Annotated in this window: 20 protein-coding genes; 10 read left to right on the top strand and 10 right to left on the bottom strand. The window is 73.6% G+C overall.

Annotated elements, in window-relative coordinates; all coding sequences use genetic code 11:
- The 4 genes from ACIP98_RS16940 to ssd are packed head-to-tail and all read right to left on the bottom strand — an operon-like array spanning window position 1 to window position 4080.
- The gene (locus ACIP98_RS16940) at window positions 1–777 is read right to left on the bottom strand and encodes a type II secretion system F family protein (protein WP_401976535.1); all 777 of its coding nucleotides are present in this window, start codon (window positions 775–777) and stop codon (window positions 1–3) included.
- Window positions 774–1679 (bottom strand): type II secretion system F family protein, encoded by a 906-nt coding sequence (locus ACIP98_RS16935; protein ID WP_401976534.1) that lies wholly within the window; start codon window positions 1677–1679, stop codon window positions 774–776. Before ACIP98_RS16935 ends, ACIP98_RS16940 begins: the two co-directional genes overlap by 4 nt.
- Window positions 1676–2815: a TadA family conjugal transfer-associated ATPase gene (locus ACIP98_RS16930; protein WP_401976592.1), complete on the bottom strand. Its 1140-nt coding sequence runs from the start codon at window positions 2813–2815 to the stop codon at window positions 1676–1678. The genes ACIP98_RS16935 and ACIP98_RS16930 overlap by 4 nt, the downstream gene beginning before the upstream one ends.
- Before the next feature lie 11 nt (window positions 2816–2826).
- Window positions 2827–4080 carry a septum site-determining protein Ssd gene (gene ssd / locus ACIP98_RS16925; protein WP_401976532.1) on the bottom strand — a complete coding sequence of 418 codons (1254 nt, stop codon included), beginning with the start codon at window positions 4078–4080 and terminating at the stop codon, window positions 2827–2829.
- A 520-nt stretch (window positions 4081–4600) separates the two neighbouring features.
- On the opposite strand from ssd, the gene ACIP98_RS16920 reads away from it, so the two are divergent.
- Window positions 4601–5425 (top strand): HAD-IB family hydrolase, encoded by an 825-nt coding sequence (locus tag ACIP98_RS16920; protein WP_319665407.1) that lies wholly within the window; start codon window positions 4601–4603, stop codon window positions 5423–5425.
- A 425-nt stretch (window positions 5426–5850) separates the two neighbouring features.
- Here ACIP98_RS16920 and ACIP98_RS16915 read toward each other — a convergent pair whose 3' ends face one another.
- The gene (locus ACIP98_RS16915; RefSeq protein WP_319665408.1) at window positions 5851–6681 is read right to left on the bottom strand and encodes an oxidoreductase; all 831 of its coding nucleotides are present in this window, start codon (window positions 6679–6681) and stop codon (window positions 5851–5853) included.
- A 270-nt stretch (window positions 6682–6951) separates the two neighbouring features.
- Between ACIP98_RS16915 and ACIP98_RS16910 the strand changes: the two genes are divergently transcribed.
- From ACIP98_RS16910 to ACIP98_RS16880, 7 genes are all read left to right on the top strand, one after another.
- Complete coding sequence (locus tag ACIP98_RS16910) at window positions 6952–7932, top strand: ATP-binding protein (protein ID WP_401976528.1); 981 nt, start codon at window positions 6952–6954, stop codon at window positions 7930–7932.
- A gap of 231 nt (window positions 7933–8163) precedes the next feature.
- A complete protein-coding gene (locus ACIP98_RS16905; protein WP_401976526.1) occupies window positions 8164–10509 on the top strand; it encodes a SulP family inorganic anion transporter in 2346 nt (781 codons plus the stop codon).
- Window positions 10510–10702: 193 nt separating this feature from the next.
- Entirely contained in the window at window positions 10703–12664 is a 1962-nt protein-coding gene (acs, locus tag ACIP98_RS16900) for an acetate--CoA ligase (protein WP_401976524.1), read from the top strand.
- A gap of 226 nt (window positions 12665–12890) precedes the next feature.
- Window positions 12891–14300 carry a Na+/H+ antiporter NhaA gene (gene nhaA / locus ACIP98_RS16895; protein WP_319665412.1) on the top strand — a complete coding sequence of 470 codons (1410 nt, stop codon included), beginning with the start codon at window positions 12891–12893 and terminating at the stop codon, window positions 14298–14300.
- Between the two features lie 60 nt (window positions 14301–14360).
- Entirely contained in the window at window positions 14361–14834 is a 474-nt protein-coding gene (locus ACIP98_RS16890) for a phage holin family protein (RefSeq protein ID WP_319665413.1), read from the top strand.
- Between the two features lie 12 nt (window positions 14835–14846).
- On the top strand, window positions 14847–15770 hold the full coding sequence (locus tag ACIP98_RS16885; RefSeq protein ID WP_319665414.1) for an alpha/beta hydrolase: 924 nt from the start codon (window positions 14847–14849) through the stop codon (window positions 15768–15770).
- 136 nt (window positions 15771–15906) lie between these two features.
- A complete protein-coding gene (locus tag ACIP98_RS16880) occupies window positions 15907–16089 on the top strand; it encodes a hypothetical protein (RefSeq protein WP_401976520.1) in 183 nt (60 codons plus the stop codon).
- A 45-nt stretch (window positions 16090–16134) separates the two neighbouring features.
- On the opposite strand, the gene ACIP98_RS16875 is transcribed toward ACIP98_RS16880, so the two are convergent.
- The 3 genes from ACIP98_RS16875 to nth form a co-directional block, all read right to left on the bottom strand.
- Complete coding sequence (locus ACIP98_RS16875; protein WP_319665416.1) at window positions 16135–17337, bottom strand: MarP family serine protease; 1203 nt, start codon at window positions 17335–17337, stop codon at window positions 16135–16137.
- Window positions 17338–17359: 22 nt separating this feature from the next.
- Window positions 17360–18010, bottom strand: a complete 651-nt coding sequence (locus ACIP98_RS16870; protein ID WP_319665433.1) for a CoA pyrophosphatase — start codon at window positions 18008–18010, stop codon at window positions 17360–17362.
- A gap of 77 nt (window positions 18011–18087) precedes the next feature.
- Window positions 18088–18909 (bottom strand): endonuclease III, encoded by an 822-nt coding sequence (gene nth / locus ACIP98_RS16865; protein WP_401976590.1) that lies wholly within the window; start codon window positions 18907–18909, stop codon window positions 18088–18090.
- Window positions 18910–19163: 254 nt separating this feature from the next.
- Here nth and ACIP98_RS16860 point away from each other — a divergent pair, with 254 nt between their 5' ends.
- Both ACIP98_RS16860 and ACIP98_RS16855 read left to right on the top strand, forming a co-directional pair.
- The gene (locus ACIP98_RS16860; protein WP_319665417.1) at window positions 19164–19838 is read left to right on the top strand and encodes a Crp/Fnr family transcriptional regulator; all 675 of its coding nucleotides are present in this window, start codon (window positions 19164–19166) and stop codon (window positions 19836–19838) included.
- Between the two features lie 101 nt (window positions 19839–19939).
- Window positions 19940–21145, top strand: coding sequence for a PQQ-binding-like beta-propeller repeat protein (locus ACIP98_RS16855; protein ID WP_401976518.1), 1206 nt, complete (start codon window positions 19940–19942; stop codon window positions 21143–21145).
- Window positions 21146–21179: 34 nt separating this feature from the next.
- On the opposite strand, the gene ACIP98_RS16850 is transcribed toward ACIP98_RS16855, so the two are convergent.
- Together ACIP98_RS16850 and ACIP98_RS16845 are read right to left on the bottom strand one after the other, a co-directional pair.
- Window positions 21180–22004 (bottom strand): MBL fold metallo-hydrolase, encoded by an 825-nt coding sequence (locus ACIP98_RS16850; protein ID WP_319665419.1) that lies wholly within the window; start codon window positions 22002–22004, stop codon window positions 21180–21182.
- The gene (locus tag ACIP98_RS16845) at window positions 22001–22876 is read right to left on the bottom strand and encodes an NUDIX hydrolase (RefSeq protein ID WP_319665420.1); all 876 of its coding nucleotides are present in this window, start codon (window positions 22874–22876) and stop codon (window positions 22001–22003) included. The genes ACIP98_RS16850 and ACIP98_RS16845 overlap by 4 nt, the downstream gene beginning before the upstream one ends.
- Window positions 22877–22949: the final 73 nt, after the last annotated feature.

Here is a 22949-nt window from a genome sequence, read left to right as displayed (position 1 = left end):
TCAGATCGTTGCGTCGGCGAGGATCGCCCCCGCCAGTCCCATGACCACCGGCGCGACCCCCACGAGGAGGAAGGCCGGCAGGAAGCACAGCCCCAGCGGGGCTGTGATCAGCACTCCGGCGCGCCGTGCCCGGGCGAGCCCCGAGCGGGCGTGCGCGGCGCGGCAGCCGGCGGCGAGCCGCGAGATCTCCTCGACCGGAGGCACGCCCGTCGTCGCGGCACGCTCCATGCAGCGCGCCAGTTCCCGGCAGCCGAGCCGGTCCAGCCGGGCCCAGCACTCGGCCGGGTCGCCGCCCAGCCGGAGTTCGGCGGCGGCCCGGGTCAAGGCCTCGCCGAGGGGTCCGCCCAGGGACGGCCCGACCGCCTCGGCGGCCTCGCGTGGACCGGCCCCGGCCGCCACGCAGGCGGCGAGCAGATCGGCGGCCAGCGGAAGCTGCCGTTCCGCACGGCGCGGGTCCGCGTCGCCGCCGGCACGCGGCCGGCGCTGCCACCGCCGCATCCCGTACGCCGCGGCGAGCCCGGCAAGGCAGCCAGGCAGGCCGCCGACCAGTGCGAAGGAGCCCAAGGCGACACCGGCGACCGGCCCCCACGCACGCACGGCGCTCAGCCGCGGCCGTGCCCGGGTGCGGGCATGGCGGGCAGGGGCGCCCAGGAGCTGCCGGCCCCGGCGCCGGGCCGCTCTCTCGCGGCGGGACGCGGCCAGTGCCCCCGCCGTGCACAGGGCGGCGGCCACGAGCGCCCCGACGATCCCCAGCCTGTGGACGAGCTCGCCGTTCATGACGCCTCCGCCGTCCGCACGATCCGCGCGGTCCAGGCCAGCCCGGCCCACTCCAGCAATCCGCCCGCGGCGAGGCAGCCCAGCCCGAACGGGGTGCGCAGCAGCGTTCCCACCGGGTCCGCGCCCAGCCCGGCGCCCAGCACCAGCCCGAACAACGGCAGCAGCGCGAGCATCAGCACCGTGGAGCGGGGCGCGGCCAACTGGGTTCGCAGATCCTCCCGTTGGTCGCGCTCCGAGCGCAGGGCCGCGGCAATCCGGTCCAAGCCGTCCGCGAGGCCCGCGCCGCCGTCCACCGCGACCTGCCAGCACGCGGCCACCCCGGCCAGCCCCTGTGCGCCGTCGAGACGGGCGGCCGTCCGCAGTGCCGCCGGCACATCACCACCGAAGCGCGCGGCGGCCAGCAACGGCAACGCGGCGTCGGCGAGGGCGGGCCTGCCCGGCCAGCCCTCCCGCAGCAGCGCCCCGGCCAGCGCGCCCTGCGGCGCCAGCCCGGCCCGCAGATCGCCGGCGACGGCCGAGCACAACGCCCCTGCGGCCAGCGCCCGCTCCTCCGCCAACGCCCGCGACTCCCGCCCGCGCAACCACCGCCCCACGAGAGGCACCGCGCCGGCCGCCAGCACCGCGGGCACCGCCGAGTGGGCGGGCACCGAGAGCACCAACCCCGCTGGTAGGCACAGCAGTTCACGCCCGAGCCGCCATCCGAAACGGACCCGGAACGGCTCCAGAAGGGCCTGGACGCGCACGTCCAGCCTCCGCAGCCCCGGAACCCCGCACCCCGGCCCCGGCGGCCCCCAGGGGCCCACCAGGAGCGTTCGCGCCCGGCGCACCGCCTCGTCCCGCGCGCAGAGCACCCACGCCGCCACGCCCGCGCACAGCACGGCGCCGAACACCACGGCGTTCATGCCGCACCCCGCTCGCACAGCGTCGCCAACCGCGCCCAGCCGGGGCCTCGTTCGCCGTCCCGGAGGGCGGGAACGGTGCCGACGATGCCGTCCGCGCCGCGCTCCAGCACATGGACCTCGGCGACCCTGCGCCGCCCCGAGCGGTCCCGGACCAGATGCACGACCACCGACAAGGCGGCGGCCAACTGGCTGTGCAGCGCGGCCCGGTCCAGTCCGGCCACGGCGCCCAGCGCCTCCAGCCGCGCCGGGACGTCGCAGGCGGCGTTGGCGTGGACTGTGCCGCAGCCTCCTTCGTGCCCGGTGTTCAACGCGCTGAGCAGATCGAGCACTTCGGGCCCGCGCACCTCACCCACGACCAGCCGGTCCGGCCGCATCCGCAGGGCCTGCCGAACCAGGTCCCGCAGCGTGACCAGCCCGGCGCCCTCCTGGTTGGCGGGCCTGGTCTCCAGCCGTACGACGTGCGGATGCCGTGGCCGCAGCTCGGCCGAGTCCTCGGCGAGGACGACGCGTTCAGCCGGGTCGACCAGGCCGAGCAGGCAGCTCAGCAGAGTCGTCTTGCCCGAACCGGTGCCCCCGGAGACGAGGAAGGACAGGCGGGCGTCGAGCACCGCCCGCAGCAGTGCCGCCGTGCCGCGGTCCATGCTGCCCGCGGCCACGAGTTCCTCCAGGGCGAAGGCGCGGGTGCGCACGACGCGCAGCGACAGACAGGGAGCACCGACCACCACCGGCGGCAGTACGGCGTGCAGCCGGGTGCCGTCCGGCAGCCGGGCGTCCACCCAGGGGCGGGCGTCGTCCAGCCGGCGCCCCGCGGCGGTGGCGAGGCGCTGCGCCAGCCGGCGCACCGCGAGCGCGTCCGCGAAACGCACGCCCGTGCGCTCCAGTCCCGCGCCGCGGTCGACCCAGACCTCGTCCGGTCCGTTGACCAGCACATCGGTGACATCGGGCTCGGCGAGCAGTGACTCCAGCGGACCGGCCCCGACCATCTCCGAGCGCAACGCGGCCACCACGTCGAGGACTTCGGTGTCCCCGAGCAACCGGCCCTGCGCCCGCAGGGCGGCGGCCACGCCTGCCGGGGTCGGTTCGTCCCCGGCGGCGGCGAGCCGCAGCCGCACGGCGTCCAGCAGTCCGGGGGCCATCATCCCGGCGCTCACGCGGTCACACTCCCGCCGCTCGGCAGGGCGGCCGCGAGGAACGCGGTGCAGAAACGGGCGAGCGGTCCGCGCACGCCGCCCCCGGGCGGTTCGCCCCCGTCCAGGGACGCGGGCAGCCCGGGCTCGGCCGGCAGCTCACCCGCCAGGGGCAGGCCCACCAGGTCGGCGACGGCCTCGTCGGTCAGCCCGGAGGAGAACGGTCCGCGGACGACGACCCTCAGGTCCCGCAGCACCATGCCCGTCCGGGAGGCGACCCGGCCCGCCGCCGCCACGGCCCGCAGCTCCGCGGGCACGACCAGCAGGCCCACGTCCGTCTGCGCCAGCGCCTCGGTCACGGCCTCGTCCATGCGCCGCGGCAGATCCACCACGACCACTCCGCCACGCCGCCGGGCGGCGCCCATGACCGACCGCATCGCCTGCGGCGGAACGACCACCGTGTCCCCGCGGTCCCAGCTCAGCACGCTCAGGGCGTGCGCCCGCGGCAGTGCCTCCTCCAGAGCGCCGCTGTTGACCCGGCCCCGGGACTCGGCGAGGTCCGGCCAGCGCAGACCGGCCACCCTCTCCGCACCGAGCAGCACGTCCAGACCGCCGCCGAGCGGGTCGGCGTCGACGAGCACCGTGCGCCGCCCGGTGCGCGCCGCCGTGACGGCCATCGCGCACGCCAGCGTGCTGGCTCCGGCGCCTCCGCTGCCGCCGACGACCCCGATCGTGAGGGCCGGGTCGCCGACGCCCTCCGCCGCGTCGGCGATCCGGTCGGTCAGCCAGGACTCGGCGTCGGGCAGGAAGGCGACGTGGTCGGCGCCCACGTCCACCGCGCGCCGCCAGACATCGGGGTCGTCGAGATCGCGTCCCACCAGGAGCACACCGCGACGCCGGACCGTGCCCGACAGCCGCCGGGTGTCGGCGGTACCCACCAGCACCAGCGGAGCACGCTCCCAGCTCCGCGGCCCCGGCGGCGCGCCGAAGACCACCTCGGGCTCGGCGCCCGCCGCCGCGCACAGCCGCAGCAGGTCGTCCAGCAGCTCGCCGTCCTCGGTGACGATCAGCGGCCCTGTGCCGTCGCCCGGCCCGGTGGGCGGCCGAGGGCTGCCGTGCCCCGGCTCACCGGGAGGCGCGCCGCCCGCCCTCGCCCCCCGTCGCGTTCCGGGCGCCGGGCCCGGAGGCGCTCCGGGTGGCCTTGCTGACAGCCTTCCGTTCGCCCGATTATCGTCCCGCGTTCCCTTTGTCCCAGCTTTGATTGAATCGACCATGACCTACCCGCACTCCTCGCTCGTTCCGGCCCGCCTCAACGGCACCGGGCATAAGCGCCGAGCACATCTCCGGCGCACCATTTACGGCCAGAGTCGCGCGAGTTGGCGAAAGTTGTTGATCTTGATCGGAATCGGTGGATAACTCAGGGGTTGTGGATATCTCCGCCACCCGTGCGGGTGAGTTCGGCCACTTCCCCTGGACGGCGCACCGGATTCGCAGCGATGACAATGCGTCACGCAAAGTGACGATCACGCAGCATGAAGGGATCCGCCCGCCGACGGCGGTGGAGTGCGGAAAACGGAGCGGGGCCACCCGGGCCTCAGCGCTGAAAGTGTCCCCGGACATGCGACGACCCCCGCCGGGGGGGAGAGCGGGGGTCGTCCCCACGGTCCGACTCGGGGGGGGGAGGAGCCAGACCGGGTTAGCACGGTCGCGAACGATCCGTGACTTCCATGGTGTACCCGAAGGCCTTCTCAGGCAAACCCACGCGCTCGAGCTTACGCCGAATGGTGGGTCCCTATGCTCGTCCTCGTGGAAAACCACCTGTCGCCGCGTACCGCCGCGTTCTTCGACCTCGACAAGACGGTGATCGCCAAGTCGAGCACCTTGGCGTTCAGCAGGCCCTTCTATCAAGGCGGCCTCATCAACCGGCGCGCCGTGCTGCGGACCGCGTACGCCCAGTTCGTGTATCTGCTCGGCGGCGCGGACCACGACCAGATGGAGGGGATGCGAAAGTACCTCTCCGACCTCTGCCGTGGCTGGAATGTGCAGCAGGTCCGGGAGATCGTGGCCGAAACCCTCCACGACCTCATCGACCCGATCATCTACGACGAGGCGGCCTCCCTCATCGAGGAGCACCACCTCGCCGGCCGCGACGTCGTCATCGTCAGCGCCTCGGGCGCCGAGGTCGTCGAACCGATCGGCGAGATGCTGGGCGCCGACCACGTGGTCGCGACCCGGATGACGGTGGAGGACGGCCGCTACACCGGCCGGATCGACCACTACGTCTACGGCCCGGCCAAGGCGGAGGCGATCGCCCGGCTGGCCGAGTCCGAGGGTTACGACCTGGAGCGGTCCTTCGCCTACAGCGACTCCGTCACCGACATCCCCATGCTGGAGACGGTGGGGCACCCCTACGCCGTCAACCCCGACCGCGGTCTGCGCCGCGAGGCGGTGTCGCGCGAGTGGCCGGTCCTCACCTTCAGCCGCCCGGTGCGCCTGCACCAGAGGGTGCCGTCGCTGGCGATCCCGACCGGCCCCGCCCTGGCGCTCGCCGCGGTGGGCGCGGCCGCGGCGACCGCCGGCCTGGTCTGGTACGCCACCCGGCGCCGCCGTACGGCCTGACCCCCGCCCGTCGGCACGCCGCCGAGCAGCCACGCCGACATGCGGGCACCGCCCGCGCCCGCGCACCACCGAGCCCCGCGGCCCCACCCCCACCACCTGCCCGTTTGGCATGGATCACCCCGGTCGTCCCGGTATGCAAAGAAGTGCGGTGAGGACTTCCGGTTCCTCCGCGGGTGCAGTAAAAAGGTCGTAAGGCCCGCGTGACCACGGACATCCGAGAGGAACCCCGTCGTATCAGGCCCCACGGACCGAGCATGACCACCGGGTACCCACGCGACGCAGACCCGCTGACCGGGCCGGCCGCACCAGGTGACGGGCAAAGACCCCGACCTGATGGGCAGACATCGTGCACGCTTGGTAACTCGACGATCATGCCAGCGGCGGCACCTCAGGGTGCCGCCGCAACTTCGTTCTCGGCGTCCCGGTCAGGCCGCGCCGCGCTGCAGCGCCTCGCAGACGGCCACGCTCTCCCGGACACCCAGCCCCAGCGCCTGGCCGCAGTGCGCGATCCACGCGGCCATGCCGTCGGGGGTGCCGGAGAGGTAGCCGCGCAGCGCCTTGAGGTACTCGGCGCGGCCCAGCTCGGCGTGGCCGACCTCGGCGGGGCAGATCGACTTGGGGTCGAGACCGCTGCCGACCAGCACGACGCGCTGTGCGGCGCGCGCCAGCGGCCCGTTGCAGGTGCCGAAGGGGCGCAGGCAGAGCAGCTCGCCGTGCACGACGGCCGCGACGACGAGCGCGGGCGCCTCGCTGCCCGCGAGCAGCAGTTCGGCGAGGCCGTCGAGCCGGGCCACGACCTCGGAGGAATCGGGCAACGGGAACTCCGCCGCCTGCAGCAGGGGCTCGTCGACCGGTTCCCCGGCCAGCCGCGGCCTGCCGACGGTCTCGTCCGGGACGGCGCCTCCGGCCGCGACGAGGTGCAGCCGGGCCAGCGCCTGCAGCGGCGACTGCCGCCAGACGCCGAGCAGTTGGCCGGACTCGGCGGTCAGCCGCAGCGCGGCGCCGACGGTGCGCGATTCGCCGTCGATCGAGAAGTCGCTGCGCCGGCGGACCTCTTCCAGCGCCCAGTCGGCACCGGCGAGCGCGGCCGAGCCGCGGGCCCCGCGCAGTGCGGCCTCGGAGGCCACCTCGTCGGAGCGGCGGCGCATCACCCGGTGCCCGTAGGCCTGGTCCACGGCCTTGCGCACGAGGGCCACGGAATCGGCGACTCCGGGGAGCGAGCCGAGAACGGCGAGCGGATCAGCTGTCGTACCCATGAGTACGACCCTACGCACCCCGGTCGGCGCACCGGCGCGCGAGTGGGGTTCGTCACCCGCGCCGGGAGAGGCGCCCAGAGGCCGCCGAGAGACCGCCGAGAGACCGCCGGGAGATCGCCAGGAGGCCTCCCGGCGGATGCGAAGGATGCGCGGAGCGTCCCCGGAGGGGCCCCTCCATGGAACCGCCACGTCCACCGACGGGTGAACTCCCGGCGTGACACACGGGAAACGCACGGGAACGCGGCAGGGCCGCCACTACGCTTATCGAACATGAAGATCGCTTTCGTCGGAAAGGGCGGCAGTGGCAAGACGACCCTGTCCTCCCTCTTCATCCGCCACCTCTCCGCCGCCGGCGTCCCCGTGGTCGCCGTCGACGCGGACATCAACCAGCACCTCGGCCCGGCGCTCGGGCTCGACGAGGAGGAGGCCGCCGCCTTCCCCGCGATGGGCGCGCACCTGCCGGAGATCAAGGAGTACCTGCGCGGCGCCAATCCGCGGATCGCCTCCGCGCAGACGATGATCAAGACCACGCCGCCGGGGCACGGCTCGCGTCTCCTGCGGGTCACCGAGGACAACCCGGTCTACGGCGCCTGCGCCCGCCCGCTGTCACTGGAAGGCGGCGAGGCGCGCCTGATGGTCACCGGCCCGTTCAGCGAGTCCGACCTCGGCGTGGCCTGCTACCACTCCAAGGTCGGCGCGGTGGAGCTGTTCCTCAACCACCTGGTGGACGGCCGCGACGAGTACGTGGTCGTCGACATGACGGCCGGCAGCGACTCCTTCGCCTCCGGGATGTTCACCCGCTTCGACATGACCTTCCTGGTGGCCGAACCGACCCGCAAGGGCGTCGCCGTCTACCGCCAGTACAAGGAGTACGCCCGCGACTTCGGCGTCGCGCTGCGGGTCGTCGGCAACAAGGTGCAGGGGCCGGACGACCTGGAGTTCCTGCGGGCGGAGACCGGCGACGACCTGCTGGTGACGGTGGGCCACTCCGACTGGGTGCGCGCCCTGGAGAAGGGCCGTCCGCCGTACTTCGCGGCGCTGGAGGAGCCCAACCGCCGCGCGTTGAGGGTCATGCACGAGGCCGCGGACGCCGCGTACGCGTCGCGGGACTGGGAGCGCTACACCCGCCAGATGGTGCACTTCCACCTGAAGAACGCCGAGAGCTGGGGCAACGAGCGCACCGGCACCGACCTGGCCGCGCAGGTCGACCCGGCCTTCGTCCTGGACGAACGGCTCACCCTCACGAGGTAATCGCTCACCCATGCGGGCGAATCTTCATCCAAAGCCCTTTTGTGTGGATTACTCTCCATTTACCGACTCTTGGGAGTAACGAGACCGTCACATTCCGTCGACACCGTTACCCCGGGGTTCGGCAGCAGGACCACCGCGCACCACAGTGCGCAGCACCCGCCGCACAGCCGTGACCACGACCGCGTACGCGCATGCCGCACGCAGCCGCGCCGCCCCGGAGGAGACGGGAACATGCACCCCACACACCAGCCGAAAGCCCAGCCGCCCGGCCGTCCCCGCCGCCCGCAGGGCTCCGGGAAGGAACCACCGCGAGCCCCCGGGCCGCACCCCCAGCCGCCGGGGGGCCGTGACGGCGGTCCCGCCGCGTGGCGGCACGATCTGTCCGCCTCGGTCGCCGTCTTCCTGATCGCCGTCCCGCTGTCGCTGGGCATCGCCCTGGCCACCGGCGCCCCGCTCCAGGCCGGACTGGTCGCGGCGGCGGTGGGCGGCATCGTCGCCGGCCTGCTCGGCGGCGCCCCGCTCCAGGTCAGTGGCGCCGCCACCAGCCTGGTCGTGGTCACCGCCGACCTCGTCCACCGCTACGGCTGGCGCACCACCTGCGCCATCACCGTGCTCGCCGGCGTCTGCCAACTCGCTCTCGGGGCGGTGCGCGTGGCCCGCGCGGCACTCGCCGTCAGCCCCGCGATCGTGCACGGGATGCTGGCCGGCATCGGCGCCGCCATCGCCATCGCCCAGCTCCATGTCGCCCTCGGCGGGCAACCGGACAGCTCGGCCCTGGCCAATCTGGCCGCGCTTCCACGGCAGTTGGCCGCGCCGCACCTCGGGGCGCTGCTCGTCGGGGCGGTGACCGTGGCCGTCCTCGTCCTGTGGCCACGGCTGCCGGGCAGGCCGGGACGGGCGCTGCGTTCGGCCCTTCCGGCGCCGCTGGCCGCCATCGCGGCGGCGACGGCGGTCGGCGTGCCGATCGCGCTGCCGCGGGTGGAGCTCCCCGCGCTGCACGCGGTGGCACTGCCGGGCCTCCCGCACGGGCCCGTCGCCGGCATCGCCGCCGCCGTCCTGACGGTCACGCTGGTGGCCAGCATGGAGTCGCTGCTGTCCGCCGTGGCGATCGACAAGCTGCGCACGGGCCGCGGCGAACCGGGCGACGGCACCGGCGGCCGCGCCGACCTGAACCGCGAACTGCTCGGTCAGGGCGCCTCGAACGTCGTCTCCGGACTGCTCGGCGGGCTGCCGATCGCCGGCGGGGCGATCCGCGGCTCGGCGAACGTCGCCGCGGGCGCGCGCACCCGCCGGGCCACGGTGCTGCACGGCGTGTGGGTCCTGGTGTGCGCCGGTCTGCTGGCCGGGGTGCTGGAGCTGATCCCGCTGGCCGCGCTCGCCGCGCTGGTGATGGTGGTCGGCGTGAAGATGGTGAGCTTCGCGCACATCAGGCATGTGCAGCGGCACCGGGAGTTCCCGGCGTACGCGGCCACGCTGGTCGCGGTCGTCGCCTTCGGCGTCCTCGCGGGCGTCACGACCGGCATCGTGGTGGCGGTCTTCCTGTCGCTGCGGCGGCTGACCCACACCCGGATCACGGTCCTGGAGGAGTCCGGTATCCACCGGGTCCACGTACGGGGTCAGTTGACGTTCCTGGCGGTGCCCCGGCTGACCCGGGCGCTGGCGGAGGTGCCGGACGGGGCAAACGCGGTGGTCACGCTGGACGGCTCCTTCATGGACCACGCCGCGTACGAGAGCCTGCACCACTGGTGCGAGGCGCACCGGGCACGCGGCGGTTGGGCGACGCTGACCGGCCGCACCGGCGCGCCGATCACGGTCCCGGCGACGACGCACGCGTGCCGCCCGTGGACCCCGTGGCGCAACCACCACTGCACCAAGCCGGGCGCCGGGACGGGAGGGGCCGGGCAGCTGGTCGGCGGGCTCAGCGCCTTCCAGCGCAACACGGCCCCGCTGGTCAGGGAGGAGCTGGCGCGGCTCGCCCGGGAGGGGCAGCGGCCCACCCAGCTCTTCCTCACCTGTGCCGACTCCCGCCTGGTCACCAGCATGATCACCTCCAGTGGCCCCGGCGACCTGTTCACCGTGCGCAACGTGGGCAACCTCATGCCGCCGCCCGGTGACGACGCCTCGTGCGACTCGGTCGGCGCGGCCATCGAATATGCGGTGGAGGTGCTGAAGGTCGGCAGCATCACCGTGTGCGGCCACTCCGGCTGCGGCGCGATGCAGGCGCTGCTCGGCGGGGCGGGCCGGGATCCGGGCGCGCAGACCCCGCTGGCGCGCTGGCTGCGGCACGGACGGCCGAGCCTGGCCCGGATGGAACGGATCGGCCGGCTGGGGCGCGGCGAGGTCGCGGTCGCCGACCGCCCGGTGACGGACGACCTCGAACGGCTCTCCCTGGTCAATGTCGTCCAGCAGCTCGACCACCTGATGGCGCACGCCTGCGTCGCCCGCAGGGTGGCCGAGGGGTCGCTGCAGCTGCACGGGATGTACTTCCACGTCGCGGAGGCCCAGGCGTACGTCCTCGACGCCGGGACCGGCACGTTCGCCGCCGTACGGCCGGAGGAACCGGCCCCGGTCCGCTGACCCCGCCGCACCCACTGTCCCCCGGCCCGCCGGCCGCCCGCCGGCGGGCCGGGGTGCGCGCGGACCGTGCCGGCCGTCGAGCCGTCGCGATGACAGGTCTAAACCAATATTCGCCGCGAACCCTTGTCATCCCGCCCCTGTGCTGGTGAGCTATGGCCTGGGACACACGAGGACCCCTGCGAAGGAGCACGGCGTGAGCAACGAGAGCCTGGCCAACCTTTTGAAGGAGGAGCGCCGGTTCGCTCCGCCCGCCGGCCTGGCGGCCGGCGCCAATGTCACCGCGGAGGCCTACCGGCAGGCGGGCGAGGACCGGCTCGGCTTCTGGGCGGCGCAGGCCCGCCGGCTGGCCTGGGCGAAGGAGCCGACCGAGACGCTGGACTGGTCGAACCCGCCGTTCGCCAAGTGGTTCGCCGACGGCACGCTGAACGTGGCGTACAACTGCGTCGACCGGCACGTGGAGGCCGGCAACGGCGACCGCGTCGCCCTCCACTTCGAGGGCGAGCCCGGCGACACCCGGGCCGTCACCTACGCCGAACTGAAGGACGAGGTCAGCCGGGCGGCCAACGCCCTCACCGAGCTCGGCGTCCGGTCCGGCGACCGGGTGGCGGTCTACATGCCGATGATCCCCGAGACCGTCGTGGCGATGCTGGCGTGCGCCCGCATCGGCGCCGCGCACTCGGTGGTCTTCGGCGGCTTCTCGGCCGACGCCCTGGCCGCCCGTATCCAGGACGCGGACGCGAAGCTGGTCATCACCGCCGACGGCGGTTACCGCCGCGGCAAGCCCTCGGCGCTCAAGCCCGCCGTGGACGACGCCGTCGACCGCACCGAGAGCGTGAGCAAGGTGCTGGTCGTGCGCCGCACCGGCCAGGAGGTGGCCTGGAACGAGGGCCGCGACGTGTGGTGGCACGAGGCCCTGGAGGCGCAGAGCACCGAGCACACCCCGGAGGCCTTCGAGGCCGAGCACCCGCTGTTCATCCTCTACACCTCCGGCACGACCGGGAAGCCGAAGGGCATCCTGCACACCTCCGGCGGCTACCTGACCCAGGCCGCCTACACCCACCACGCGGTGTTCGACCTCAAGCCGGAGACCGACGTCTACTGGTGCACGGCCGATGTCGGCTGGGTGACCGGCCACTCGTACATCGTGTACGGGCCGCTGGCCAACGGCGCCACCCAGGTGCTGTACGAGGGCACCCCCGACACGCCGCACCAGGGCCGCTTCTGGGAGATCGTCCAGAAGTACGGGGTGTCGATCCTCTACACGGCGCCCACCGCGATCCGCACCTTCATGAAGTGGGGCGACGACATCCCCGCCAAGTTCGACCTGTCGTCGCTGCGGGTGCTGGGCAGCGTCGGCGAGCCGATCAACCCCGAGGCGTGGATCTGGTACCGCGAGCACATCGGCGGCGGCCGCTGCCCGATCGTGGACACCTGGTGGCAGACCGAGACCGGCGCCATGATGATCTCCCCGCTCCCCGGCGTGACCGAGACCAAGCCCGGCTCCGCGCAGCGCGCCCTGCCCGGCATCTCCGCCACCGTCGTGGACGACGAGGCCAACGAGGTGCCCAACGGCTCCGGCGGCTACCTCGTCCTGACCGAGCCGTGGCCGTCGATGCTCCGCACCATCTGGGGTGACGACCAGCGCTACCTGGACACCTACTGGTCCCGCTTCGAGGGCCGCTACTTCGCCGGCGACGGCGCCAAGAAGGACGACGACGGCGACATCTGGCTGCTGGGCCGGGTCGACGACGTGATGCTGGTGTCCGGCCACAACATCTCCACCACCGAGGTCGAGTCGGCGCTCGTCTCGCACCCGAAGGTCGCCGAGGCCGCCGTCGTCGGCGCCGCCGACGACACCACCGGCCAGGCGATCGTCGCGTTCGTGATCCTGCGCGGCGCCGCCCTGGGCGACGACGGCGACGAGCTGATCGCCCAGCTGCGCGACCACGTGGCCAGGACGCTCGGCCCTATCGCCAAGCCGAAGCGGATCCTCACGGTGGCGGAGCTGCCGAAGACCCGCTCCGGCAAGATCATGCGCCGTCTGCTGCGGGACGTCGCCGAGAACCGCCGGCTCGGGGACGTGACGACGCTGACGGACTCCACGGTCATGGACCTCATCCAGGCCAAGCTCCCCTCCGCCCCCGGCGAGGACTGAGCACACCCCGCGGCACGGACGACGGGCCCCTTCGGGGGCCTTTCGTCCGTCCGGGCGCGTCCTGCGCCCCCGCCGCTGTGTCCGTAAGGTGAAAAGGGCCCGAACGACCCGGCCGCCCCGCCCGTTACGGTGGAGGGCGTTGGAACCGCGACAGAGAACAGGGCGTGCCGGGAAGTCTGGTCGGCGAGGTGAACAGCCGTTGCCGCACCCGACCGGAGGTCCACCCGTGAACGCGTCCACCCGCCGCCGCTCCGTCTTCCTGGGGCGTGTGCCGCTCCTGGAGCGGAACTACGTCGCCGACGCGCTGCGCGCGGAGACCGTCGGCGGCATGCTGCTGCTCCTGGCCGCCGTGGCGGCACTGGTCTGGGCGAACAGCCCGGTGAGCGCCTCGTACACCGCAACCGTCGGCCACCACTTCGGCCCCGCCGCGCTGCACCTGGACCTGTCGGTATCCCACTGGGCGGCGGACGGGCTGCTGGCGGTCTTCTTCTTCGTCGCGGGCATCGAGCTCAAGCGCGAACTGGTCGTGGGTGAGCTGCGGACCCCTTCCGCCGCGGCGCTGCCCGTGATCGCCGCCGTCTGCGGGATGGCGGTGCCCGCGGCCGTGTACGCCGTGGTCAACACGGCGGGCGGGGGCTCGCTGCAGGGCTGGGCGGTGCCGACGGCGACGGACATCGCCTTCGCGCTCGCCGTGCTGGCGGTGCTCGGCACCTCGCTGCCCTCGGCGCTGCGCGCCTTCCTGCTCACGCTCGCCGTCGTGGACGACCTCCTCGCGATCCTGATCATCGCGGTCTTCTTCACCAGCGGCATCGACTTCGCGGCGCTGGGCCTGGCCTTCGCCGGTCTTGTCCTGTTCTGGCTGCTGCTGCGCAAGGAGGTCCGCGGCTGGTACGTCTACGTACCGCTGGCCCTGGTCAACTGGGGGCTGATGCACGCCAGTGGGGTGCACGCCACCGTCGCGGGCGTGGCGATGGGCCTGATGCTGCGCTGCCACCACCGCGAGGGCGAGAAGGTGTCGCCGGGAGAGCGGATCGAGCACCTGGTGCGGCCGGTGTCGGCCGGGCTCGCGGTGCCGCTGTTCGCGCTCTTCTCGGCCGGGGTGCCGGTCACCGGGGGAGCGCTCGGGCAGGTCTTCACCCGTCCGGAGACGCTGGGGGTGGTGCTCGGCCTGGTCGTCGGCAAGACCGTGGGCGTCTTCGGCGGCACCTGGCTGGCGGCGCGTTTCACGAGAGCCGAGCTCAATCCCGACCTCGCATGGGCCGACGTGCTGGCCGTGGCCGCGCTCGCCGGGATCGGCTTCACGGTCTCGCTGCTCATCGGCGAGCTGGCCTTCGCGGGCAACGAGGTGCTGATGCCGGAGGTCAAGGCGGCGGTCCTGGTGGGCTCGTGCACAGCGGCCGCGTCCGCCGCCGTCCTGCTGAAGCTGCGCGACAACAAGTACCGCCGCATGTGCGAGGACGAGGAGCGCGACACCGACCTGGACGGCATCCCCGACATCTACGAATGGGGCAACCCGGAGTTCCATCTGCGCATGGCGGCGATCCACGAGGCGAAGGCGGCCGAGCACCGCAGGCTCGCGGAAGTGGCGCGCTCCGGCGGCACGGACGAGGATGAGTCGGGCATGATCAGGGGGTAGCCGTGTAACCCAGTTGCCCGTTATGACTTCACGACAAAGCGACGAACGACGGAGGACGCGATGAGCCCAGCGGACGTGGACAAGCCCGTGGCGGTGACGGTGACCGCGAACGGCGGCCGCAGTCTCGGCCAGCTCTTCGCCGCGGCCACGGCGGATCTCTCGGAGCTGATCCACGAGGAGATCGCCCTCGCCAAGGCCGAACTCCGGCAGGACGCCAAGCGCGCCGGCATCGGCGGCGGCGCCGTCGGGGCCGCCGGCGTCCTCGCGCTGTTCGCGCTGCCCGTGCTGAGCTTCGCGGCCGCCTACGGCATCCACAACCTGGGCCTGGGCCTCGCCTGGTCGTTCCTGATCGTCGGCGGCGCCTTCCTGGTGCTGGCCGGGCTGCTGGGCCTGCTGGCGATGCAGAAGTTCAAGAAGATCAAGAAGCCGGAACGCAGCATCGCCTCCGCCAAGGAGACCGCGGCCGTGCTCCAGAACGTCAAGCCGCACCCGCGGCCTTCGGAAACGGAGGACACGCCGGCGGTCAAGGTATGACACGCTCAGGGCATGACGGTCGCTGACAGTTCCTCGGTGGTACGGATCGACGGGCCCTGGACCCACCGGGATGTCGCGGCGAACGGAGCGCGCTTCCACATCGCCGAGGCCGGCGACGGACCGCTGGTGCTGCTCCTGCACGGCTTCCCGCAGTTCTGGTGGACCTGGCGGGACCAGTTGACCGCCCTGGCCGACGCGGGTTTCCGCGCGGTCGCGATGGACCTGCGCGGAGTGGGCGGCAGCGACCGCACCCCGCGCGGCTACGACCCGGCGAACCTGGCGCTCGACGTGACCGGCGTGATCCGCTCGCTCGGCGAGCCGGACGCCGCGCTGGTCGGCCACGACCTCGGCGGTTACCTGGCGTGGACGGCGGCGGCGATGCGGCCCAAGCTGGTGCGCCGACTGGCCGTCAGCTCGATGCCCCATCCGCGGCGCTGGCGCACGGCGATGCTGTCGGACCTGCGGCACAGCGCGGCGGGGGCGTACGTGTGGGGCTTCCAGCGGCCGTGGATCCCCGAGCGCCGGCTGGTCGCGGACGACGCCGCGCTCGTGGGGCAGTTGCTGAGGGACTGGTCCGGGCCGCGGGTGCCGGACGACGAGGTCGTCGAGGTCTACCGGCGCGCGATGAGCATCCCGTCCACGGCGCACTGCTCGATCGAGCCCTACCGCTGGATGGTGCGCTCGCTGGCCCGGGTGGACGGCTTCCAGTTCAACCGCCGGATGAAGCGCCCGGTACGGGTGCCCACACTGCATCTGCACGGCTCGCTCGACCCGGCGATGCGCGCGCGGCACGCCGCCGGCAGCGGCGAGTACGTCGAGGCGCCCTACCGCTGGCGGCTGTTCGACGGCCTCGGGCACTTCCCGCACGAGGAGGACCCGGCGGCGTTCTCCGCGGAGCTCATCAACTGGCTCAAGGACCCCGAGCCCGATCGTTGATCCCGCAGCGTTGATCCGGCACCGTTGATCCACGACCGTTAATCCCATATGACCATCAGCCAAATGCCGGGCGCATAGGCCAATTGATGGACCCACGGGCGATTACGGACCTTGGACCCCGGGCAGACAGCTCGGTATGGGCTGGACGCACGACTACCGTGACGTGTCACGCGATCGCCGCGCCAACGGAGCGCGCATCATCACCGGGACCACGGCCCCGGACCACCGGCCGGGCCACTCGGGGCTCGGCATCCCCCACATCCTCAGGCGACGGGCCCGGTGGGTCGGCGCCCGCCTGCGGCACACCCGCAGCGGCTGACGAACTCCCCCGCCGCCGGCGGACGCACCCCGCCCGCACGGACTCTCACAGGGCACACGCCTGCGTGTCGACCTGCCGGTCCGCCGTACGTCCGGCCTGGACGTCGGCACGGACCTCGTCGGCCGTCAGGGCGTAGCCGGTGTCCGCGTCGTCCAGCGACTTGGCGAACACGACGCCGTACACCCGCCCGTCGGGAGTCAGCAGCGGTCCACCGGAGTTGCCCTGCCGGACGAGGGTGAACAGCGAGTAGACATCGCGGTGGACCGTGCCGCGGTGGTAGATGTCCGGGCCGGTCGCCGAGATACGGCCGCGCACCCGGGCGGCCCGGACGTCGAAGCCGCCGTTCTCCGGGAAGCCGGCCACGATCGCGCCGTCGCGGGACTTGGCGTCGCCGCCGGTGAAGGTGAGCGGAGGCGCCGCCAGCCCGGGGACGTCGATGACGGCGATGTCGCGCTGCCAGTCGTAGAGCACGACCTTTCCGTCGTACACCCGGCCCTCGCCGCCGATCTGCACGGTGGGGTTGTCGACGCCGCCGACGACATGGGCGTTGGTCATCACCCGGTGCGGCGCGAAGACGAAGCCGGTGCCCTCCAGTACCTTGCCGCAGCTGGGCGCGGTGCCCACGACCTTCACGATGCTGCGCCGGGCCTCGCCGACGACCCGGCTCCCGGCGAGGGCGGGATCCGGCGCGGGAACGTCGGTGATCGGTTCGGTGCCGAACGGCGAGAAGACCTGGGGGAGTCCGTTCTGCGCGAGGGCGGAACTGAAGTCGGCGAACCAGGTGTTGGCCTCCTGCGGCACGATCCGCGCCACTCCCAGCAGCACCTTGGACGAGCGGACCTCGCGGCCCAGGGTCGGCAGCGTGGTGGTCGTGGCCAGGGCGGAGCCGATGAGCCAGGCGACCAGCAGCATGGCCAGGACGTTGACCAGGGCCCCGCCGACGGCGTCGACGGCGCGCGCCGGGGACCAGCTGACGTGGGTGCGGACCTTGTTGCCCAGGTGTGTGGTGAACGCCTGGCCGACCGAGGCGCACACGATGACCAGGACCACCGCGGCGACCACCGCGACCGTGCCCGGGGCGGAATTGTCGGTGACCTCGTTCCAGATCGCGGGCAGCACGTAGATCGCGACCAGTCCACCGCCGAGGAAGCCGATCACCGACATCACGCCGACGATGAATCCCTGGCGGTAGCCCACGATCGCGAACCACACGGCGGCCAGCAACAGCACGATGTCCAGCACATTCACCCGCACACCGTCTCATGGCCACTCAACCCAGCGGGACCGTCTTTGCCCGATCCCAAGGCCGCTCCCAGCCCGCGAAGTGGAGAATCCGGTCGATCAGGCCCGCCGTGAAGCCCCACACCAGGGCGCCCCCGACCTGGAACGCCGGACCGCGGTACCCGCTGGGGTGCCTGACCGTGACGCGGTTGCCGGGGTCGGTCAGCTCGTCGACCGGCACCGCGAACACCCGCGCGGTCTCCGCCAGGTCGACCGCGCCCACCGGGCTGGGGGTGTGCCACCAGCCCAGCACCGGTGTCACCACGAAGCCGCTCACCGGGATGTACAGGCGCGGCAGCACGCCGAACAGCTGCACTCCGGACGGGTCGAGGCCGGTCTCCTCCCACGCCTCGCGCAGCGCGGCCCGCAGCGGTCCCGCGCCCTCCGGGTCGCCGTCCTCGGGGTCGAGCGCACCGCCGGGGAAGGACGGCTGCCCGGCGTGCGAGCGCAGGGAGGCGGCGCGTTCCATCAGGAGCAGTTCGGGGCGTCCCCCCGCGGCCCCCTCGCCGAAGAGCACGAGGACGGCGGAGGCCCGGCCACCGGTGGCCGGCGGCAGGAAGCGGCTCAGTTGCTCCGGCCGCACCGCGTCGGCCGCGCGGGCCACCGGCTGCAGCCACTCGGGCAGGCCGTCGCGCCGCACCTCTACGCCGTTGACGCCGCTGACGCCGCTGGTGTCCTCGACCCCGTCCCTGCCGTTCACGCCGTGCCGTGCTCCGGTCACTCCACCTCCAGCGGGGGCGCCGCCTTGCCCGGGAAACCGGGGGGCGGCTTCAGCCGCTGGCCCGGGGCACCGCCCATCTCGTACTTCAGCAGCTTCTTCGCCTTCTCCGGGTCGGTCTCGCCCTCCCCGTACGACGGGCACAGCGGGGCGATCGGGCAGGCCCCGCAGGCCGGGCGGCGGGCGTGGCACATCCGGCGGCCGTGGAAGATCAGCCGGTGGGACACCATCGTCCACTCGCTCTTCGGGAAGATCGCCATGACGTCCTGCTCGACCTTCTCCGGGTCCTCGGAGGCGGTCCAGCCGAAGCGGCGGGCGAGCCGGCCGAAGTGGGTGTCGACGGTGAGGCCGGGGACGCCGAAGGCGTTGCCCAGGACGACGTTGGCCGTCTTGCGGCCGACACCGGGCAGGGTGACCAGGTCCTCCAGCCGGCCGGGGACCTCGCCGCCGAAGCGGTCCCGCAGAGCCGCGGACAGGCCGAGCAGCGAGCGTGCCTTGGCACGGAAGAACCCTGTGGGCCGGATCAGCTGCTCCAGTTCCTCCGGGTCGGCCGCCGCCAGGTCCTCCGGCGTCGGGTACGTCCCGAAGAGCCGCGGGGTGGTCTGGTTGACCCTCAGGTCGGTGGTCTGCGCCGAGAGCACCGTGGCCACCAGGAGCTGGAACGGGTTCTCGAAGTCGAGCTCGGGGTGGGCGTAGGGATACAGCTCGGCGAGCTCGCGGTTGATGCGGCGGGCCCGGCGCACCATCGCCAGGCGCGACTCGGGCTTGCGGGCACCCCGCGCGCGGCCGCCGGCGGGCTTCACGGGCGCCTGTTCGCTCAGAGCTGAATCGACGCCCGGCTTCACCCTCCCGGCCCCTCCACCCTGCTGTTTCCTGCGCACGCTCGGCGTATCAGACACCCGGCCAGCCTAAGCCTCGGCACCGACAATCGCCCCGGACTGCCGCGATCCGGCCCCCGAAAGGACCCCCGGGGCGCTCTCCCGCGAGCACATAAGACAGACTTGTGATTGATCGCACTGTTTTACTGTCGGGCATGATGGGGACCGACCCAGCGATGTCGACAAGGAGAGAGCACGTGGACGACGTTCTGCGGCGCGCACCGCTTTTCGCGGCGCTCGACGATGAGCAGGCCGCTGAACTGCGCGCCTCGATGGCGGAGGTCACGCTCGCGCGCGGCGACTCGCTGTTCCATGAGGGTGAACCCGGCGACCGGCTGTACGTCGTCACCGAGGGCAAGGTGAAGCTGCACCGCACCTCCCCCGACGGCCGCGAGAACATGCTCGCCGTCGTGGGCCCCGGCGAGCTGATCGGCGAGCTGTCGCTCTTCGACCCCGGCCCGCGCACCGCCACCGCCACGGCGCTGACCGAGGTCAAGCTGCTGGGTCTCGGCCACGGCGACCTGCAGCCCTGGCTCAACGCCCGCCCCGAGGTCTCCACCGCCCTGCTGCGCGCCGTCGCGCGCCGCCTGCGCCGCACCAACGACGTGATGTCGGACCTGGTCTTCTCCGACGTGCCCGGCCGCGTGGCCAAGGCGCTGCTGGACCTGTCGCGCCGCTTCGGCGTGCAGTCCGAGGAGGGCATCCACGTCGTCCACGACCTGACGCAGGAAGAGCTGGCCCAACTGGTCGGCGCCTCCCGGGAGACCGTGAACAAGGCACTCGCCGACTTCGCGGGCCGCGGCTGGCTGCGCCTGGAGGCCCGCGCGGTCATCCTGCTGGACGTCGAGCGGCTGGCCAAGCGCTCCCGCTGACGCGTACACCCGTACATCCGTAAGGGGCGCCCACCCATGGTGGGCGCCCCTTACGCTTCCCCGGGGTGGGTTCCGCTGTGCCTGCCGGGGTGGGGAGACACATGGACGAGGACAGGGCGCCGCAGACCGTCTGGAAGCCCGCGAAACGACTGCGCGCGCTGAAACCGGTGTGGCAGGCGGCGCACGACGGCCGCGCCGACGCCGGCGCGCTGGCAAGCCTGCTGGACAGCGGCAGCGGACTGGTCCTCAGGGCCGCCTTCGACCGGGTGCGGGCCTTCGACGCGGACACCGGCGAGCAGCGCTGGGCCTGGGAGGTGCCCGGCCGCGACGTGCTGTCCGCCGTGGCCGACGAGGCGACCGGCGGTGTCGTGCTCCTGGCCCACTGGCCGGACACGTCCGAAGGTCCGGAGAAGGCCGGCGTCACCGCCCTGGACACCGCCTCCGGCAAGGGGCTGTGGTCGGCCCGGCTGAACCTCTCCGGGCTCTCTCACCACGACTCGGGGCTCCGCGTCGGCACCGTCGCCCTGTCGGGGGAGTGCGCGCTGGTCACCACGGGCGAGAAGGTCGTCGCCCACGACGCCCGTACGGGCCGGCACATGTGGTCGGTGCCGCACGAGGAGGACCACGGGGTGCGGATCGCGGCCGGAGGGGGGCGGCTCGTCGTGGTGACGGAGAACTCGGACACCACGACCGTCCTGACGGTCGCACTGGCCGACGGCGCGGTGCTGTGGAAGAAGCCGCTCCCCGTCGACGGCCCGGTCGGCGCCGTCGGCCTGCTCGGCGCGGATCCGCTGCTGCTGGCCGTCGAGGGCGAGGGCCGCCGAGGCCCGCACCGTCTCCTGCGTCTGGACGAGGACGGCGGCACCGCCGTCGAGATCCCGATGACGGGCGGCCACGGCACGATCAGGACGGCCCCCTGGGGCGTCAACGACGGCCGCCGGCGGTTCACGGCCGTCGGCGACACGCTGCTGGCGTTCGTCGAGCCCTCGCCGGAGGAGACGCTCGTCCGGCCCGCCGGCTTCTCCCTGTCCACGGGCCGCCACCTGTGGACCTCGGACCACTGGGGCATCGTCGCTCTCGCGCCCCACCGGGGCCATGTGGTCATGGTGCGCCACTACGACGAGAGTTTCTCCTCCCAGGCCTACGTGCTCGACGCGGCGACCGGGCGCGAGGTGGCACGCCGCTCCATCCGCCGCACCGGGTCGGACGAGCCGTACACGCTGCATGTGCACGGCAGGCGGCTGCTGTGGGTCAGCACGTCGAGCACCGCGGCCACCGCGCCGGTCAAGGCGTACGACTGGCGCTGACCGGGGCCGGCGGGGGCAGCGGCGGCAACCGGCGTCAGATCAGCCCGTGCTCCAGCAGGTAGTCCATCTGCGCGCGCACCGACAGCTCGGCCGCGGGCCACAGCGCCCGGTCCACGTCCGCGTACACGTGCGCGACGACCTCGGACGGGGTGGTGCGCCCCCCTTCGACGGCCGTCTCGACCTGGGCGAGGCGGTGGGCGCGGTGGGCGAGGTAGAACTCGACCGCGCCGCGCGCGTCGGCCAGCACCGGCCCGTGGCCGGGCAGGACGGTGGTGACACCGCCGTCCATGGCCAGTGCCTGGAGCCGGCGCAGCGAGTCGAGGTAGTCGCCGAGGCGGCCGTCGGGGTGGGCGACGACGGTCGTGCCGCGGCCGAGGACGGTGTCGCCGGTGAGCACCGCCCGGTCGGCCGGCAGGTGGAAGGACAGCGAGTCCGCGGTGTGCCCGGGGGTGGGCACGACGCGCAGTTCCAGGCCGCCGGTGGTGACGACGTCCCCCGCGCCCAGGCCCTCGTCCCCCAGGCGCAGCGCCGGGTCCAGGGCGCGCACGGCCGTGCCGGTCAGCTCGGCGAAGCGGGCCGCGCCCTCGGCGTGGTCCGGGTGGCCGTGGGTGAGCAGGGTCAGGCCGATCCGCTTGCCGAGGGAGTGGGCCGTGGAGACGACCGCGTTCAGGTGCCCCTCGTCGAGCGGGCCCGGGTCGATGACGACGGCGAGGTCGGAGTCCGGCTCGGCGACGATCCAGGTGTTGGTGCCGTCCAGGGTCATCGGCGAGGGGTTCGGGGCCAGCACGCACAGCGCCCGCTCGGTGGCCCGGCCGCCGACCGCGCCGCGGGGGTTGCCCGGAGGCAGCGCCGAGGTCATTCGCCCGCTCCCATGCGCTTGGTGAACTCCTCGTGGCCGGGCCAGCTCAGTACGATCTCGCCGCCCACGAGTTCGGCCCGCGCCAGCACCGGTGCCAGGTCCCGGCGGCCCTCCCCCGCCGCCGCGAGGGCCGCCTCGGCGGAGTCGTACGGCAGCAGCCCGCGCAGGGTCGCGATCGTCGGCGGCAGCATGACCATCTCGCCCCGGTCGTAGCCGGCGACGGCCTCCTCGGGCCGCAGCCATGCCGTGCGGTCGGCCTCCCCCGACACGTCGCGGGTCCGCTGACCGGGCGGCAGCGCGGTGAGGAAGAACCAGGTGTCGTAGCGGCGCTCCTCGAACTCCGGGGTGATCCAGCGCGCCCACGGGCCGAGCAGATCGGAGCGGAGCACCAGGGAGCGGCGGGCCAGGAAGTCCGCGAAGGACAGCTCGCGGGAGACCAGGGCGCGGCGGTCCGCCTCCCACTCCTCGCCGGTGGTGTCGTCGACGACCGAGCCCTCGTCCGGGCCGGCCAGCAGCACGCCCGACTCCTCGAACGTCTCGCGCACCGCGGCGCACACGATCGCCTGCGCCTCGGCCGGCCCCAGGCCCTCGCCCAGGCGTCCCGCCCACTGCTCCGGCGCCGGTCCCGCCCACGCGACCGGGCGTTCGTCGCGCCGGTCCACACCGCCCCCGGGGTACGCGTACGCGCCGGCGGCGAACGCCATGGAGGCGCGCCTGCGCAGCATGTGGACCGCGGGGCCGCGCGCCGTGTCGCGCAGCAGCAGCACGGTGGCCGCCCGGCGGGGTTCGACGGGCTCCAGCCTGCCCTCGGTGAGCGCCCGGATCCGCTCGGGCCAGCTCGGCGGGAACCACTGGCCGTTCGTGGTGGTCATGGGGCGGATGCTATGCGCTCACGCGGGGATGTTCGATAGGGCGCCCCCGCCGGGGCGCCCCGGGTCCAGGGGG

The sequence above is a fragment of the Streptomyces sp. NPDC088354 genome (assembly GCF_044753585.1).
Classification (GTDB): Bacteria; Actinomycetota; Actinomycetes; order Streptomycetales; family Streptomycetaceae; genus Actinacidiphila.
The sequence above is the reverse complement of the archived record's forward strand: the minus strand, read 5'-3'. Positions and strand labels throughout refer to the sequence as shown.

Excerpts from the sequence above, each read along its gene's own strand:
- ACIP98_RS16940 (WP_401976535.1), bottom strand. The coding sequence starts at position 777 with ATGAACGGCGAGCTCGTCCACAGGCTGGGGATCGTCGGGGCGCTCGTG.
- ACIP98_RS16935 (WP_401976534.1), bottom strand. The coding sequence starts at position 1,679 with ATGAACGCCGTGGTGTTCGGCGCCGTGCTGTGCGCGGGCGTGGCGGCG.
- ACIP98_RS16930 (WP_401976592.1), bottom strand. The coding sequence starts at position 2,815 with ATGGCCCCCGGACTGCTGGACGCCGTGCGGCTGCGGCTCGCCGCCGCC.
- ssd (WP_401976532.1), bottom strand. The coding sequence starts at position 4,080 with ATGGTCGATTCAATCAAAGCTGGGACAAAGGGAACGCGGGACGATAAT.
- ACIP98_RS16920 (WP_319665407.1), top strand. The coding sequence starts at position 4,601 with ATGCTCGTCCTCGTGGAAAACCACCTGTCGCCGCGTACCGCCGCGTTC.
- ACIP98_RS16915 (WP_319665408.1), bottom strand. The coding sequence starts at position 6,681 with ATGGGTACGACAGCTGATCCGCTCGCCGTTCTCGGCTCGCTCCCCGGA.
- ACIP98_RS16910 (WP_401976528.1), top strand. The coding sequence starts at position 6,952 with ATGAAGATCGCTTTCGTCGGAAAGGGCGGCAGTGGCAAGACGACCCTG.
- ACIP98_RS16905 (WP_401976526.1), top strand. The coding sequence starts at position 8,164 with ATGCACCCCACACACCAGCCGAAAGCCCAGCCGCCCGGCCGTCCCCGC.
- ACIP98_RS16890 (WP_319665413.1), top strand. The coding sequence starts at position 14,361 with ATGAGCCCAGCGGACGTGGACAAGCCCGTGGCGGTGACGGTGACCGCG.
- ACIP98_RS16885 (WP_319665414.1), top strand. The coding sequence starts at position 14,847 with ATGACGGTCGCTGACAGTTCCTCGGTGGTACGGATCGACGGGCCCTGG.
- ACIP98_RS16880 (WP_401976520.1), top strand. The coding sequence starts at position 15,907 with ATGGGCTGGACGCACGACTACCGTGACGTGTCACGCGATCGCCGCGCC.
- ACIP98_RS16855 (WP_401976518.1), top strand. The coding sequence starts at position 19,940 with ATGGACGAGGACAGGGCGCCGCAGACCGTCTGGAAGCCCGCGAAACGA.
- ACIP98_RS16850 (WP_319665419.1), bottom strand. The coding sequence starts at position 22,004 with ATGACCTCGGCGCTGCCTCCGGGCAACCCCCGCGGCGCGGTCGGCGGC.
- ACIP98_RS16845 (WP_319665420.1), bottom strand. The coding sequence starts at position 22,876 with ATGACCACCACGAACGGCCAGTGGTTCCCGCCGAGCTGGCCCGAGCGG.